The sequence below is a fragment of the Pseudomonas sp. MWU12-2020 genome (genome assembly GCF_023100605.1).
In the GTDB taxonomy this organism is placed as follows: domain Bacteria; phylum Pseudomonadota; class Gammaproteobacteria; order Pseudomonadales; family Pseudomonadaceae; genus Aquipseudomonas; species Aquipseudomonas fluorescens_H.
Genome location: NZ_JALMEX010000001.1, coordinates 474,207 through 488,369 on the forward strand (window position 1 = coordinate 474,207; position 14,163 = coordinate 488,369).

Genomic DNA, 14,163 nt, shown 5'->3' on the forward strand with positions numbered 1-14,163 from the left:
GCGAAGAGGCCGGTACTGCCAACCCATGAACCGGGTCAGATCCAGGCCACCGCCAACAACCCCGCCCCCAACACCAGACACAACGGCGAATACACCCAGGTATCCAGCCGCGCAAACCGCGAACCCTTCACCTCTTTGAAAAACCCCACCAGATTCGAATCGCCGATCGCCCGGGCAAACATCAACAATGCAATCGCACTGATCACCCATTGCAACGCCTTGTGGTGCACCGCCGGCATACCCCAGCCGACCCGCATGCACACCAGCGCGGCAATCGCCAATAATGCTGCCGCCACCACCAAGGTAATCCAGCCTGACGGTTTGAACGCCGGTCGCACCGTTGCCACCAGACCTTGCACCGGCACTTGCGGTACCGCCGCCACCGCCGCCCATTGTCCACCCAGCGCCCAATACACATGTACCAGGGCGATCACTGCAAATATCGTCACCAGCCATTGAGCCAACACAAAGGTCATGGTCGAGAATCCTTTCAAGGGATTTGAACAAAACATCCTAGTTGGCATTTTTTGAAGTGCACGACCGATCGGCGGTACGGTAAAGTGCCGCCCCATGAAATTCACCCGTTCCGATCGCTCACTGCTGGCCTGGATGCTCTATTGCTGCGTCCTGTTCAACGTGTTCGCCTGCAGCATCGGTCACGGGCAAATGGTCGGGATGCAGCTCAACGGTATCGGCGGCCAGTTCTGTACGGTCGAACCGGCCACTCAAGCGCCGCTGGCCAGCAATCCCACCGAAGAGCAACTGCCGACCCTGTCCAAGGCGTTCGGCTGTCCGCTGTGCTCGGTCGGCGGCGGCATGGGCCCGGCATTCAACTCCAGCCTGACCCTCGCGGTTCTGCCCGAGCAACACAGCCCGCCGCTGGCACCCATCGTCAGCGCCGACCTCCCTGCCCGCTTCACCTGGCCTTCGGCCAACCCTCGCGCCCCACCGCTCGCCTGAGTGTCTTCGCCCTTTTGATTGTTCAGCCCACTGCGCCAACGCGCGGCGTTCGCCTGTGCGCTGACTCCTAGACAAGCATTCAGGATTCAACGATGAAACATATTCCTCTGCTGGCGAGCCTGTGCGGCTGCCTGTCCCTTAACGCCTGGGCGCAATCCACCGTGGATCTGGCGCCGATCACCATCGACGGCGAATCCCCCAGCGAACCGGGCCTGAGCCTCGATCAATCCAGCGGCATGGCCTCGCGCCTCGGCTTGAGCGTGCGCGACACGCCGGCCTCGGTGGCCGTCGCCAACCGCAACGACATCGAACGCCACGGCGCACAAAACTTCCAGGACGCCGCCAATACCCTGCCCGGGGTCAATGCCAGCGCACCGCCAGGCTTTGGCGGATTCGTCTCCTACCGCGGCTTTACCAGCAGCCAGATCACCCAGATGTTCAACGGCGTCACCGTCTCTGGTGGTCTCGCCCGGCCGGTGGATGCGTGGATCTATGATCGGGTCGAGCTGGTGGGCGGGCCTTCGTCACTGATCAACGGCGCAGGCTCGGTGGGTGGTTCGCTGAACTACGTGACCAAACTGGCAACTCGCGACGAACAAGCCGCTGAAGGTCGCGTCAGCTACGGCAGTTACGACACCACCGAAACCGCGTTCGGCCTCAATCACGCGCTGACCGACCCAAGCGCCGACGTGCAGCACTACGCGCGGCTCGATGTCAGCCACAACACCAGCAACGGCTACATCGACCGGCAGGAGCGCGATGCCTGGAGCGTAGCGTTCTCGTTGCTCAGCGATCTGACGCCGGATCTGTCGCACACCCTGGCCCTGGAATATCAGGACGAACACGAAGACAGCCCCTACTGGGGCACGCCGGTGCTCAACCCCAAGGCCGGCGAGTTGAAGATCGACAAACACAACCGCTTCAACAACTACAACGTCGAGGACGGGCGCTACGAACAGCGCACGATCTGGGTGCGCTCGATCATCGACTACCGGATCAACGACAGCACCACCCTGCGCAACACGCTGTATCACCTCGACAGCCAGCGCGATTACCGCAACCTCGAGACCTACCAGTACAACGCCGACAACAGCGCGGTGAACCGCTCCACCGCCTATCAAGTACGGCATCAGGGCGAGCAGAACGGCAACCAGTTCGAACTGCGCCACGACAACACCCTGTTCGGCCTCGACACCACCTGGTCCGGCGGTTTCGAGTACAAGGTCAACCAGACCACCAACTCTCCGCTGAATATCAAAGGCGCGAGCACGGTCGATCCGAACAACTACCGTCCGGGGCATTTCTACGACATTCCCGGCACCAACCCGGCACTGATCAGCGACAAGACCAACGAGGTCACCACCAAAGCGCTGTTCGTGGAAAACCGTCTGGCACTGACCGATAAACTGGCGCTGCTCAGCGGCCTGCGTTACGACGACATCGACCTCGACGTGACCAACCATCGCACCGTGACGGCCGCCAATCCGAAGCACCTCAAACGCAGTTGGGAGCCGGTCACCGGGCGCGTCGGCCTGACCTACCAATTCATCCCGTCGGCCAACGTCTACGTGCAATACAGCACCGCCGCCGAGCAACCGAACGGCACGCAGGACTTCGATGTTTCAACAGGCAAACAGTGGGAAATCGGCAGCAAGTTCGACTACCTGAATGGCCGTGGTTCGGCGACGGTGGCCGCGTACACCATCGAGCGCAAAGACTTCGCCGTGACCGATCCGCTGGACCCGACCAGCAGCATCCCGGTGGGTCAGCAAACCTCGAAAGGCATCGAGATCGCCAGTTCCCTGCGGATCACCGACAAGCTGTTGGCCGAAGGCAACTTCGCCTGGGTCGATGCGCAGTACGACGACTTCACCGAAAAGAATGCCGCCGGCGTAGTGGTGTCGCGCAAGGGCAACACGCCGACCAACGTTCCGGATCGGGTAGGCAATCTGTGGCTGACTTATGATTTTTCGCCGCAATGGCAAGGTGGGGTCGATGCACGGTATGTGGCGTCGGTGTATGCGGATACGGCGAACACCATGACCGTGCCGTCGTACACGCTGTTCGGCAGTTTCCTCAGCTACAAGGTCGACTCGCACACCACCGTCACCGGTCGGGTGCGTAACCTGACCAATGAGGTGTATGCCGAGTTTGCGCATGTTTCGCCGGCGTACTATCTGGGTACGCCGCGTACCTTTGAATTGGCGGTACAGACGAAGTTTTAAAAGCGTAAAAGCTTCGCGAGCAAGCCCGCTCCCACAGGAGAACGCGTTTCAATTGTGGGAGTGAGACTGCTCCCACAGGAGGACGCGCTCCAATTGTGGGAGCGGGCTTGCTCGCGAAGAGGCCAGCGGACTCACCACCTACTTCAGATCAGCCGCCACCTTCTCCGCCACATCCTTCGGCACCCACGCCTGCCACACCTCCGGATGCGCCTTCATGAACGCTTCTGCCGCCTGGCGTGGCGCGGTGTGCTTCTCGCTCATCTCGGCCAGCGCCTTGTTCAGCGGTTCGATAGGTAAATCCACCTTGCTGAAGAAAGCCGCGATCTGCGGATACTCTTTCTGGAACGGTGCAGAGACCCCGATCGACAGCTTCGACGCCAGCGAACGGGTCGGTTTCGGATTGGGGTTGTCGGCATCGGTCAACGTCTTCCACGCCTCGGCATCGAACGGCGGCTCCTCCAACTGCACCAGTTTGAATTTGCCCAGCAGCGGCGTTGGCGACCAGTAATAGAACAGCACCGGTTTGCCCCGACGAATCGATGAGGTGATTTCGGCGTCCAGCGCCGCACCCGATCCGCTGCGGAAATTGGTGTAGTCATCCTGCAGGCCGTAAGCGGTCAGCTTCTGTTTGTTCACCACTTCCGAGGTCCAGCCAATCGGGCTGTTGAGGAAACGCCCCTTGCTCGGGTTCTCGGGATCAGCGAACACGTCCTTGTATTTCTTCAGGTCATTGACACTGCGCAAGTCCGGGGCCATGGGCTTGATGCCCTTGGCCGGATCGCCCTTGATCACGTATTCCGGCACCCACCAGCCTTCAGTGGCACCCTTGACCGTATCCCCCAGGCTGGCGACCTTGCCCTCGGCTTCGGCCTTGACCCACACCGGACTGCGCCCGGCCCACTCTTCGCCAATGACCTGAATGTCATTGTTGGCCAGGGCGGTTTCCAGGGTGATGGTGGTGCCCGGCAGCGTATCGGTCGGCAGGCCATAGCCCTTCTCGACGATGATCCGCAGAACATCGGTGATCAGGCTGCCGCTTTCCCAGTTCAGGTCGGCAAAATGGATGGGCGTCTGCGCCGCCGTCACCGGTTGCGCCAATGCCAGCACACCGAACGAGACCACGCTGGCGGCCAGTAACCGTCGAAATCCTTTCATGCTTTTGCACCTCGTGCTGTTCTCAGCAATAGCAGGATGGCCTGGCAGAAGACCGCAAGCCTCTGAATACTCAGTCAACTGACTGTAGCCGAGGTTCCTGCTTTTTCCGGGACCGGTTCCCGACGAGGTTACGTTTCAGACTTTTCCTGCAAGCTTTGCAGCTCGCGTCTGACCATGCTGGCGTATTCCGCTGGCCGCAAGGTGTAGATCTGCGCTGCCACCCAGTTCAGCCACGCGCCCTGCAACTCGGCTTTGGCGTGAAACAGCCGCAAGGCCTCTTCACGCGCGCGATCAAGGTTCTGCGAATGGAAGTCGGCGCGACTCACACCAACGCTCACTCGCTGGCCTTGAACGTGATCAGTTCGCCCTTGCGCCACTTCGCCGCTTTACCGGTCACGGCTTTCAGGGTCTTGGTCAGGCCTTCCTGCAATTGCTGATGCGCGGCAAACACCGTCACCACGCTATGGCCCTCCTTGAACAGGATCGCGTGACCGTCCGCGGTATCGACAAAGGCATAGTCGCCCAGGCCATACACCGTCAGTTTGATTTCGCGAAAGCGAATATCCATCTTGCCGCCTTCACGGCTGGGCAAAACGGCCGCGCTGAAATGATCGCCGACCTTGAGCTTGAGCCCCGGTTTGTCATCGACTACCAACGCACTTTCGGTGTCGATCTCGGCCACATAAATGCCTTCGGCGTTCTGTTCGGTGATGTAAACAAAACGCGATTGAAACTGCTTGACCAGCTTTGCACGCAAATCACCCAACACGAACAAAGCATGCATATCGAGATTACTGACTGCCAAAGAAACATCCCCACATCTGAAAAGTACCCTGCGCCAAAACGCGCACGGCAAAAAAAACGGCCAGGCCGATGCTGTTACCGAATGACTTCAGTAAACCTGAAACAAGCAGAACGCCCATTCATCGCGAGTTCGCAAGACTACTGGAAAGTCACGCGAGAAACTTGGCTCGACGTTCGCCAGGCCTTGAAGGAAAAGTCCTCACTTAAGCGTAGTGAAGACGGACTACAAACTTTAGGGAAAAAGCTGACGAAAAAAAGCCTTTTTCCGACATATCACCGGTAAAAAATTGCTTTAGATAGACACCTGTCGCCAACAGGCACTGGCGATTCTAGAGCAGCGATGCTCCTTCCGACTACCCAAACCGACCTGTAACCGTCGGCTACCCCATGAAAAGGACTTCATATGTGCACTCTGACTCACTTTGCCGAGCCTTCCAACCCCGGCATCGATCAACCTTTCGTGCTGCAAGGCGCTGACTTACCGGACCTTGCACCCTACGCACAAAGCGCTTACGCGCCGCGATTTCAGGTAGTACCGGCGGGTAACGCGTTCTTTCATATCAGGGAATCGTCTACCGGACGTGTAAGAGGTTTCCGCGAAGACCATAACGAAGCGTGCGCCCTCGCCCGCTCGCTTGAATCACGAATCGAACTCTTGTCCAACGGCTGCCTCAGATAAAGAGCAAGCGACAGCGCCATTCCGGCACACGCAAAAGGAGTACACGATGGAACTGCCAGCATATGATCTGAAAACCCTGTTCGACCAACTGGGCCTGCCATCGGAAGACGGAGCAATCGACGATTTCATCGAAGCGCATCCGCTGGACGCCAACACCAAGTTGATCGATGCCGACTTCTGGACGCCGCAACAGGCGCAGCTTCTGAAGGAATGGCTGCGCGCCGACGGCGAAGAAGCGGTGATGGTCGATGAATTGAACGTACGCCTGCACGACGGCCGTTAATACATGTCAGTGCAGGCTGTCGCCAGGCTCGGCCATCAGTTGCGCGAGCCAGGCAGCCTTGCACTCCTCCGCCTCGTCGCGACTGGCGAACGCGGTGCCACGCCGCTCACCGTTGAGCAACACCACCCAGCAGACGCTGCGGCCCATCGCACGCAATCCGGCGGGCACACCACTGCCAATCATCACTGCGACATCGACTCTGCACATACTGACCTCTCGACTTCATTAGCTACCTAACTAATAGCAATGTTAGTGACTTCGTCGCAGAGGAAACAGCAACGCCCGTGCACAGATTCATTGCACGAGCGGTAACAATCGATCAGCGCGGACTCTCCGGCTTATACCCCAGGCGCAGACCGCCCCAATGCCGCCCCTTGACCATGATCGGCACCGACAGGTCATGCATCAGCTCCCCGGTATCGCGGGTGTAAGTCTGCAGCAACACCGCTTGTTGATGGCTGCCGCAGCGAATCCCGGTGCGATCGGCGAACTTGCGTTTGGTGCGGTTGCCCACCGCGTCCACCTGCGGGTCACCGGTCAACGGCTGACTGAACGCCAGGTTGTGCGTCGGCACATAACCCTGCTGCGTGCAGGCGATGGCGAACACCAAGCCCTCGTGGCGTGGCAGCAACGGCTCCTGAATCGCCGGCAGCACTTGATCGGTATAGCGATCGAAACGGGTCTGAAACTTCGCCGGTTGCGTCCCGGGAATCGGTTGATACTGGCGGTCGAACAGATCATCGAGGCTGATCCGCCCCTGATCGACATCCGCCTCGAACCGCGCCGCAATCTGACTCGCGCCCTCACGCGCCAGGTCATAGACGCGCTGGTGATAGTCATCCAGACCGACTTCGGCCAGACGCTCGCTGATGGTTTCCGCCTGGCCTTCCATCTGTACGGCGGCCTCGGCCAGGCGCCGGGTCTGTTGATCGCTGATCGCCAGATCACTGCGCATCTGCTCAATGGCCTTGAACAGGCTGTCGAGCTGCTCACGGTTAGTTTCCGCGCCCCGGGCGATTTCACCGACCTGGGTTTCCACGCCGGCCGCCAGCCGCGCGATGTTTTCCAAATGCTGGCCGGTAATTTCAACTTGTTCGACACCGGTCTGCAAATCGCTGGACAGCTCGCGGATCTGCTCCACCACTTGCGCCGTGCGCTGCTGAATATCGGCGACCATCTCCCCGACTTCGCCGGTCGCCGAGGCCGTCCGGGCCGCCAGACCACGCACCTCATCCGCCACCACTGCGAAACCACGACCATGCTCGCCAGCCCGCGCCGCTTCAATCGCCGCGTTCAACGCCAGCAGATTGGTCTGGCTGGCGATGGATTGAATCACCAGGGTTACGCGCTGAATGTCATCGCTGCGTAGACTCAGGGCTTCGATCAACTCACGGCTGGCATTGGCGCGCTGACTGAGTTGATGCATACGCGCAATCGAATCCACCAGTTCGGTGCGCCCGGCTGCGCTGCTGTGATGCGCTTCGCTGGCAGCCTCCAGTGCTTCACGGCTGAGCTGTAAGGTGGCGTGTTCGGTGGCGATCATCACTTCGGCGTTGCTGACAATCTGCGCCGCCGCGTCGAGTTGCGATTCCAGTTTGCTCGCCAGTTGCTTGACGGAAAACGCCACGCCGGCGGCTGACAGCGCGTTATGACTGGTGGTGTGGGAAAGATCGCGGGTGAGTTCGGAAATCGCGCTACCGGTCTCGGCAGGCACAACATCGGGAATGGCACGCGAGCGCAGGCGCGGCAGCCAAACAATCAGCATCGCCAGCGGCATGCCGATGTACAGCGACCATCCACCCAGCGTCATGCCGGCGAGCAACAGCATCAGGGCGATGCTTTGCAGGGTCGGAGCGATCCAGCGGTTTTTCGGCAACAGCACTGGTGCGGGCATAGCCCCAACCAGAGATCCATCTCTCGTCATATCAACACCCCACGCTTGTTCTCATTGTTGTGACTGCATTAAACGCCACTAGAACGCCATTATCCATGGTCCGTTAGTCGTGGGGTCTGCAGCAGGTCAAAGGAACGGCGCGCGAAATATCGCAGACGAAAAAATGCAAAGATCGCAGCCCCGTCAGCTCGTGGAGGAGCTGCCGAAGGCTGCGATCTTTTGCAGGCGCCCCCGATTCAGGGGGCAGCCATGGAATCAGGCCTGACGCTGGTGCTTGTCGATCTGCTCGTGACGCTCTTGAGCTTCGATGCAGTACTTGGTGGTCGGGCTGATCAGCAGGCGCTTCAGGCCGATGGCCTCGCCGCTGTCGTCGCACCAGCCAAAACTGTCTTCCTTGATGCGCTCAAGGGCTTGTTCCAGTTGCGGCAGCATGCGCTGGTCGCGATCGATCGCGTTCACCAGCCAGGTGCGCTCTTCTTCAACCGAAGCCGCGTCCGCCGGGTCGGCCGGAGTGTCCAGGCTTTCGATGGCGATACGGTTTTGCTCAATGCGCTCGTGGGTTTCGACTTTCATGTTCTGCAACAGCTCAGTGAAGAAAGCGTGTTGCTCGGCATTCATGTAGTCATCTGCCGGCATCGCCAGCAACTTGTCCTTTGTCATTGATATCTCTATAAAAAAACGTGCATTAAGGCGAAATAGGGAGCGTTCCGGCGAACCGTGTCCGGTCGACGAAAAGGCATCGTTTATTGCAAACGCCACCCGGCACTCAATTTACGAAGGGGCGGCAGTCTAAGGCCCGTTTGAGGCCTCAGCAACTGTAAATACCGGGAATTTGTCCGACAACAGCCGTAAACAGCTCTGACACAGGCGTCATGGCGGTCATCGGAGTGCGTTTATAGCAAGAAATTCAGTCGAGCGGCTGTATATAGAAGACAAACGGCTAACCGAGCGGCAGTTGGTCGCATTTTTTTCAGCCATGCCGCCCGCGCAGTGCATCGTTTCAGCTGCGCAGACGCCGAAAATCTCCCCTGCCAACTGCCCGCACCCCGCCTATCATCAGGCACACCGCAAATAACTGTGGCGAGGGAGCTCGTCGAATCGTCGCACCGTCCCGCTGGGGCGCGAAGCGGCCCTTGCTCTTCAACTTTAAAAAGCAGTGGGCCTGCTTCGCAGTCCAGCGGGACGGTGCGACGATTCGACAAGCTCCCTCGCCACAGGTTGAACGATCAGCCCGAAGGATAACTTATGCCCCGCCCCGATCTGCCGGCCAACGACGAGCGCCCTCTCGCCAGCCCCCCGATCAATGCCGAGCGTCTGCTGCAACTGATCACCGACGAATACGACACCCTGCCGCGCCAACTCAAGCGCATCGCCACCTACATGAGCCAGCAAAGCGACCGGATCATGGTCGATCGCATCAGCGACATTGCGCGGGAATGCGAGGTGCATCCGTCCGCCATCGTGCGCTTCTCGCAGCGCTTCGGCTTCAGCGGCTTCAGCCAAATGCAGGCGCTGTTCCGCAGCGCCTACACCCATAAAGCCTCGCCAGTGCAGAACTACCAGCAACGCATCCACAGCATGATCGCCAACCAGTCGCAGCCAGCCAGCGACGGCGACCTCGCCCGCGAATGCATCGACGCCACCCGCTCCGGCATCGAACGCCTGGGCCGCGAACTCGACGACGTCGCGTTCGAGAAAGCCGTCGACCTGATCGTCAACGCCGACAACATCTATGTCGTCGGCGTACGCCGCTCCTTCGCCGTCGCCGACTACCTCGTTTACAACTTGCAACACACTCACAAGCGCATTCACCTGGTTTCTGGTCTTGGCGGCAGTTATCGCGAGCAGATGCGCAGCGTACGTAGCGGTGATTTGGTGATCGCCATCAGCTTCACCCCCTATGCCAAGGAAACCCAACACTGCCTGCGCTACGCCCGCCAGCAACAGGCCAACACCTTGATCCTCACCGACAGCCAGCTCTCGCCTTTGGCTAAAAACGCCAACAGTCTGTTGCTGGTCAATGAGGGCAGCGCACTGGCGTTTCGTTCGCTGAGTGCGACCTTATGTTTGTGTCAGGCGTTGTTCGTGGCGGTGGCGTATCGGCTGGAATTGAATGTGGATGAGATTCACGAACAAGCCGGTTTTGACGACTGACATTTGCCTCAGGCTCGGCTAGGTTATGCCTTCCCAACGGTTCGACTTGAAGGAGCGCGTCATGAAACTGATCGGCATGCTGGACTCCCCTTACGTGCGCCGCGTGGCGATCTCCGCCAAACGCTTAGGCATCGACCTCGAACATGAATCGGTCTCGGTGTTCCGCCACTTCGAGCAATTCCAGCAGATCAACCCGGTGGTCAAGGCGCCCACGCTGATCCTCGATGACGGCGTGGTCCTGATGGACTCCACCCTCATCCTCGACTACCTCGAAGCCGCCAGCGGCAAAAGCCTGCTGCCGAGCGACCTCAAACAACGCGCCCACGCCCTGCGCCTGATCGGCCTCAGCCTCGCCGCCTGCGAAAAAGCCGTGCAACTCTATTACGAACGCAACCTGCGCCCGGCCGACATTCAGTACCAACCGTGGGTCGAACGCGTCGAAGGCCAACTCGCCGCCGCGTTCACCGCCCTCGAACAGGAACTGGAAAAAACCGGCCTGCCCACCGACGGCACCCTCACCCAGGCCGGCATCAGCCTCGCCGTCGCCTGGAGCTTCACCGACCTCGTCGTCCCCGACCAGATCGACACCCGCCGCTACCCGCACATCGCCCAATACACCACCTACGCCGAAACCCTCGAAGCGTTCGTCAGCACCCCGATGACCTGACCATGAGCACCACCGACACCGCCGCCCCGGCGTTAAAGGAAATCTTCAACGCCGAACGCCTGCAACACATCGCCAGCGAAATGAGCGCCGTGTACCCGGCGTTCAAGGCCAAGGCGTTTCTCAAGCACGCCAACCAAGGGCTGGCGGAATTGTCGGTGATGCAACGCATGGCCCGCGTCAGCGAAAGCCTGCACGCCGTGCTGCCGCTGGACTACGAAGATTCCCTCGAAGTCCTGCGCGAACTCGCCCCCCGCCTCAACAGCGGATTCGTCAGCATGTGCCTGCCGCACTACGTCGCCAGCTACGGCAGCCACGCGTTCGATACCTCCATGCAAGCACTGAAATACTTCACCAGCTTCGGCTCTTCCGAATTCGCCATCCGCCACTTCCTGCGCAGCGACCTCGAACGCTCGCTGGAACTCATGCACGACTGGACCCAAGACAAAAACCACCACGTCCGCCGCCTCGCCAGCGAAGGCACCCGCCCTCGCCTGCCCTGGTCATTTCGCCTCGAAGCCGTGCAAGCCAACCCGCAACTGACCGCCGGAATCCTCGATCGGTTGAAAGCCGACGAGAGTCTGTACGTACGTAAGTCCGTGGCGAACCATCTGAATGACGTGACCAAAGAGCATCCGGAATGGGTGCTGGACACGATTGAAGGCTGGTCGCTGGAGAACAAACACACGGCATGGATTGCCAAGCATGCGTTGCGCAGCTTGATCAAACAGGGCGATCTGCGTGCACTAACGGTGATTGGTGCGGGGGCCAAGGCTGAGGTTGAGTTGCTGGACGTGCGGGTTGAGCCGGCGGTGGTGAGGTTGGGTGAGGCGATTACGTTGTCGTTTACGGTGAAGTCGACGGTGGCGCATGAGCAGCGGTTGGTGATTGATTATGCGATTGACTATGTGAAGGCGAATGGCGGGGTTTCGGGGAAGGTTTTCAAGTTGAAGACGGTGGAGTTGGCGGGGTTTGGGGAAGTGGTTGTGGGGAGGCGGCAGGTGATTCGGGATTTTACGACGCGGAAGCATTTTGTGGGGCGACATGGGGTTAGGGTTTTGGTTAATGGGGAGGTTTTGGGGGGTGCTGCGTTTGAGATTGTTGCTGATTGATACCGGTAATAGATTCGGTTGATTTGGCGGTACTCGGACTGATAGGGAATTACGGATGGGGCTGCTTTCGGCCAGAAGCAGTCGCTCACTCAACCGAAAACGTAGCATCTGGTTTGTTCAAGAGATCGCGTGCAAAATCATTGACCCCGTGAGATTTGCTGTCAAAACATCAAGCTCCCCACCACGATCATTATCCAACTGGAGCGTGGCTTCGCGATATTCAGCCTTTGTATAGGGGCCATGCGTTCAGACCTACCTCATGTAGGTTGGGCCTATCAAACGTTTAAATAAATGCTCAAGGAACAGAAGATTTGAATTATTTTTTAGACAGCGAAGCAGATCAAAAAACAACTGATTTCAAGGACGGAAAAGCCTACGGAAGAGTTGATGACGTGGAAGTGCTGGATGAGCAAAGCGGAAGCATCCTGGTCTCTTACAATGCTATTTTAAAATACGATCTGCATGAGTGTGGCATTCAAAGACGCAATAACTATAGGCTCAACGCTAGACTTAATAGCTTTCAAAATAATCCTTATGAGAAAGCAGTTATTTTTAGAGTGGAAATTGAAACCACTTTAAAAAAAGAAGGCTTCAAAGATCTCGACGCACTCGAGCGCTCATATGCGGATAGTTGGTTCAATATCGAAATACTCAAGCACGGTAGGGGGGCGGGTGACGCCAAGCTTTATACAAACATATTTCGCCCCCCTATTGATGCGCATTTATCATTCACAAAAATATACCCGCGCCACCAAAAAAAACTTAACGATGAATTCTCTCTAGCAACTGCTGACACAATTTCACATCTAGAACTTGAACAAGAAATATCTCGACGAACTCCAAGTGCTGAATATTTAGCTGTCTACGATGTAGGGCAAGGCAACGCCAACGCACTAATTTCAAGCGATTATGAAGAATGCCCAGTCATTTATTTTGACATGGGCTGTGGTGTGGGATCGCATGCTTCAATAACACCAGCGAATCTTACATTCTGCACTTGCAACAATCCTTTGGTGATTTTATCTCACTGGGACAAAGATCATTGGGCGGGTGCATTGCTCAGCAAATCCAAAACATTGCCTTTGACTTGGGTCGTACCTCGACAGCAGCTAGATGCTGCTCACAAGAGCTTTGCACATGAAATAATAGCCGCTGGCGGTCGCCTATTAGTTCTGGACATGCCTCAAAAAAATATGGGTGCGTCGACTTTATCTAATGGTCAGCATTTAAAATTTGCACTCGGTGAAGGCACGACCCGAAATGATTCAGGAATAGTATTGGCAATTGAAAACCCCGATGTACAGTTTCCTTCAAGCTGGCTTCTGACAGGTGACTGTTCATATCGATTTTTCCAGAAATCTTTCCAGTACTCGGCGCCGATTGCAGTGGTAGCCCCCCATCACGGGGGCATAACAAAATCAAACAATATCGCACCGTCACCCGCACCTTTTAATGGATATAATCGCTTAATCTACTCCTACGGACCGGATAATAAATTTAGAACCACCCAGCACCCGACTCCAAGCTCGATTAACATCCATAAACTAGCTGGCTGGGATATGGGAAGCTGGAATAGTGCTCCAGGACACTCGACCAGCACCGGAAACATACGAGCGACTTCCAAGCATAGCCCTTCTCCATTCGAGCGAGGTGGTGTAATGGTCGGCTGGGAGCCGATACCGGTTCTTCCTAAAGTATGCGTTCTAGGAGCACCTATATCTAAACACTAAAAACAGACTAAAAAATAATCCACATCCATAGCAACGAAGGATCTCAACACAACATGCTTCGGCTGCAAAGCCCACAGATAGACTGCTGGGCTTTGGGTACAGACAATTTCGAGAGCGGGTTCCGGCCAGAAGCAGTTGACCGACGATCATATTGATGCTCGTATTTCCAGAGACCGACCATTAACTTTGCAAAAGCACAAGCGGAGGGCTTCTCAAAGTCGCGTTCGAGTGACTCCACAATGCCCTACGAGTTGACATCGAGACTTCCAAAGCAGAAATGCCAACCATATCTGTAAATGGAGAAAAAATAAGAGAACGATGCTTCTGGCAACATACATCCAGAGGCATATCCTTATTTTCAGTAGTTTAAAAAGCCCCAAAAAATTTATAACTATTTCTGATTCTCCTCAAAGAAACGATGGGAACAACGATAGCTGCAACAGACAGCTATCGACTAAAAACAGACCTTCGGTTGATAAAGATGATTCAGTTTGCCACGTCAT

Annotated in this window: 15 protein-coding genes; 8 read left to right on the forward strand and 7 right to left on the reverse strand. The window is 57.3% G+C overall.

Annotation, left to right across the window (positions count from 1 at the left end; all coding sequences use genetic code 11):
- Positions 1 to 35: 35 nt before the first annotated feature.
- Positions 36 to 476, reverse strand: coding sequence for a DUF3995 domain-containing protein (locus M0814_RS02225; RefSeq protein ID WP_003225962.1), 441 nt, complete (start codon positions 474 to 476; stop codon positions 36 to 38).
- A gap of 94 nt (positions 477 to 570) precedes the next feature.
- Between M0814_RS02225 and M0814_RS02230 the strand changes: the two genes are divergently transcribed.
- Together M0814_RS02230 and M0814_RS02235 are read left to right on the forward strand one after the other, a co-directional pair.
- Positions 571 to 960: a DUF2946 domain-containing protein gene (locus M0814_RS02230; protein WP_103484198.1), complete on the forward strand. Its 390-nt coding sequence runs from the start codon at positions 571 to 573 to the stop codon at positions 958 to 960.
- A 92-nt stretch (positions 961 to 1,052) separates the two neighbouring features.
- Positions 1,053 to 3,185 carry a TonB-dependent receptor gene (locus M0814_RS02235; RefSeq protein WP_103484199.1) on the forward strand — a complete coding sequence of 711 codons (2,133 nt, stop codon included), beginning with the start codon at positions 1,053 to 1,055 and terminating at the stop codon, positions 3,183 to 3,185.
- A 138-nt stretch (positions 3,186 to 3,323) separates the two neighbouring features.
- Here the strand turns inward: M0814_RS02235 and M0814_RS02240 are convergent, their stop codons facing one another.
- The 3 genes from M0814_RS02240 to M0814_RS02250 form a co-directional block, all read right to left on the reverse strand.
- On the reverse strand, positions 3,324 to 4,340 hold the full coding sequence (locus M0814_RS02240; RefSeq protein WP_003225969.1) for an ABC transporter substrate-binding protein: 1,017 nt from the start codon (positions 4,338 to 4,340) through the stop codon (positions 3,324 to 3,326).
- A gap of 128 nt (positions 4,341 to 4,468) precedes the next feature.
- Positions 4,469 to 4,666, reverse strand: a complete 198-nt coding sequence (locus tag M0814_RS02245; protein ID WP_103484200.1) for a hypothetical protein — start codon at positions 4,664 to 4,666, stop codon at positions 4,469 to 4,471.
- A gap of 8 nt (positions 4,667 to 4,674) precedes the next feature.
- Positions 4,675 to 5,124 (reverse strand): hypothetical protein, encoded by a 450-nt coding sequence (locus M0814_RS02250; RefSeq protein ID WP_051018090.1) that lies wholly within the window; start codon positions 5,122 to 5,124, stop codon positions 4,675 to 4,677.
- A 423-nt stretch (positions 5,125 to 5,547) separates the two neighbouring features.
- Here M0814_RS02250 and M0814_RS02255 point away from each other — a divergent pair, with 423 nt between their 5' ends.
- A complete protein-coding gene (locus tag M0814_RS02255; RefSeq protein WP_103484201.1) occupies positions 5,548 to 5,823 on the forward strand; it encodes a hypothetical protein in 276 nt (91 codons plus the stop codon).
- A gap of 46 nt (positions 5,824 to 5,869) precedes the next feature.
- Positions 5,870 to 6,106, forward strand: coding sequence for a DUF2789 family protein (locus tag M0814_RS02260; protein ID WP_003225976.1), 237 nt, complete (start codon positions 5,870 to 5,872; stop codon positions 6,104 to 6,106).
- Positions 6,107 to 6,112: 6 nt separating this feature from the next.
- On the opposite strand, the gene M0814_RS02265 is transcribed toward M0814_RS02260, so the two are convergent.
- From M0814_RS02265 to M0814_RS02275, 3 genes are all read right to left on the reverse strand, one after another.
- Positions 6,113 to 6,313: a hypothetical protein gene (locus tag M0814_RS02265; RefSeq protein WP_003225978.1), complete on the reverse strand. Its 201-nt coding sequence runs from the start codon at positions 6,311 to 6,313 to the stop codon at positions 6,113 to 6,115.
- A 112-nt stretch (positions 6,314 to 6,425) separates the two neighbouring features.
- Complete coding sequence (locus M0814_RS02270; RefSeq protein ID WP_103484202.1) at positions 6,426 to 8,030, reverse strand: methyl-accepting chemotaxis protein; 1,605 nt, start codon at positions 8,028 to 8,030, stop codon at positions 6,426 to 6,428.
- Positions 8,031 to 8,255: 225 nt separating this feature from the next.
- Positions 8,256 to 8,660, reverse strand: a complete 405-nt coding sequence (locus M0814_RS02275) for a TraR/DksA family transcriptional regulator (RefSeq protein ID WP_003225981.1) — start codon at positions 8,658 to 8,660, stop codon at positions 8,256 to 8,258.
- Between the two features lie 585 nt (positions 8,661 to 9,245).
- On the opposite strand from M0814_RS02275, the gene M0814_RS02280 reads away from it, so the two are divergent.
- The 4 genes from M0814_RS02280 (at position 9,246) to M0814_RS02295 (ending at position 13,660) form a co-directional block, all read left to right on the forward strand.
- The gene (locus tag M0814_RS02280) at positions 9,246 to 10,154 is read left to right on the forward strand and encodes a MurR/RpiR family transcriptional regulator (RefSeq protein ID WP_103484203.1); all 909 of its coding nucleotides are present in this window, start codon (positions 9,246 to 9,248) and stop codon (positions 10,152 to 10,154) included.
- A 61-nt stretch (positions 10,155 to 10,215) separates the two neighbouring features.
- A complete protein-coding gene (locus M0814_RS02285; protein ID WP_103484204.1) occupies positions 10,216 to 10,821 on the forward strand; it encodes a glutathione S-transferase in 606 nt (201 codons plus the stop codon).
- 2 nt (positions 10,822 to 10,823) lie between these two features.
- The gene (locus M0814_RS02290) at positions 10,824 to 11,930 is read left to right on the forward strand and encodes a DNA alkylation repair protein (protein ID WP_103484205.1); all 1,107 of its coding nucleotides are present in this window, start codon (positions 10,824 to 10,826) and stop codon (positions 11,928 to 11,930) included.
- Positions 11,931 to 12,241: 311 nt separating this feature from the next.
- A complete protein-coding gene (locus M0814_RS02295; protein ID WP_103484206.1) occupies positions 12,242 to 13,660 on the forward strand; it encodes a hypothetical protein in 1,419 nt (472 codons plus the stop codon).
- The last annotated feature ends 503 nt before the right edge of the window (positions 13,661 to 14,163 follow it).

Bases quoted from the DNA above. Each gene is read 5' to 3' on its own strand.
- M0814_RS02225 (WP_003225962.1), bottom strand. From the start codon at position 476: ATGACCTTTGTGTTGGCTCAATGGCTGGTGACGATATTTGCAGTGATC.
- M0814_RS02230 (WP_103484198.1), top strand. From the start codon at position 571: ATGAAATTCACCCGTTCCGATCGCTCACTGCTGGCCTGGATGCTCTAT.
- M0814_RS02235 (WP_103484199.1), top strand. From the start codon at position 1,053: ATGAAACATATTCCTCTGCTGGCGAGCCTGTGCGGCTGCCTGTCCCTT.
- M0814_RS02240 (WP_003225969.1), bottom strand. From the start codon at position 4,340: ATGAAAGGATTTCGACGGTTACTGGCCGCCAGCGTGGTCTCGTTCGGT.
- M0814_RS02250 (WP_051018090.1), bottom strand. From the start codon at position 5,124: ATGCATGCTTTGTTCGTGTTGGGTGATTTGCGTGCAAAGCTGGTCAAG.
- M0814_RS02255 (WP_103484201.1), top strand. From the start codon at position 5,548: ATGTGCACTCTGACTCACTTTGCCGAGCCTTCCAACCCCGGCATCGAT.
- M0814_RS02260 (WP_003225976.1), top strand. From the start codon at position 5,870: ATGGAACTGCCAGCATATGATCTGAAAACCCTGTTCGACCAACTGGGC.
- M0814_RS02265 (WP_003225978.1), bottom strand. From the start codon at position 6,313: ATGTGCAGAGTCGATGTCGCAGTGATGATTGGCAGTGGTGTGCCCGCC.
- M0814_RS02270 (WP_103484202.1), bottom strand. From the start codon at position 8,030: ATGACGAGAGATGGATCTCTGGTTGGGGCTATGCCCGCACCAGTGCTG.
- M0814_RS02275 (WP_003225981.1), bottom strand. From the start codon at position 8,660: ATGACAAAGGACAAGTTGCTGGCGATGCCGGCAGATGACTACATGAAT.
- M0814_RS02280 (WP_103484203.1), top strand. From the start codon at position 9,246: ATGCCCCGCCCCGATCTGCCGGCCAACGACGAGCGCCCTCTCGCCAGC.
- M0814_RS02285 (WP_103484204.1), top strand. From the start codon at position 10,216: ATGAAACTGATCGGCATGCTGGACTCCCCTTACGTGCGCCGCGTGGCG.
- M0814_RS02290 (WP_103484205.1), top strand. From the start codon at position 10,824: ATGAGCACCACCGACACCGCCGCCCCGGCGTTAAAGGAAATCTTCAAC.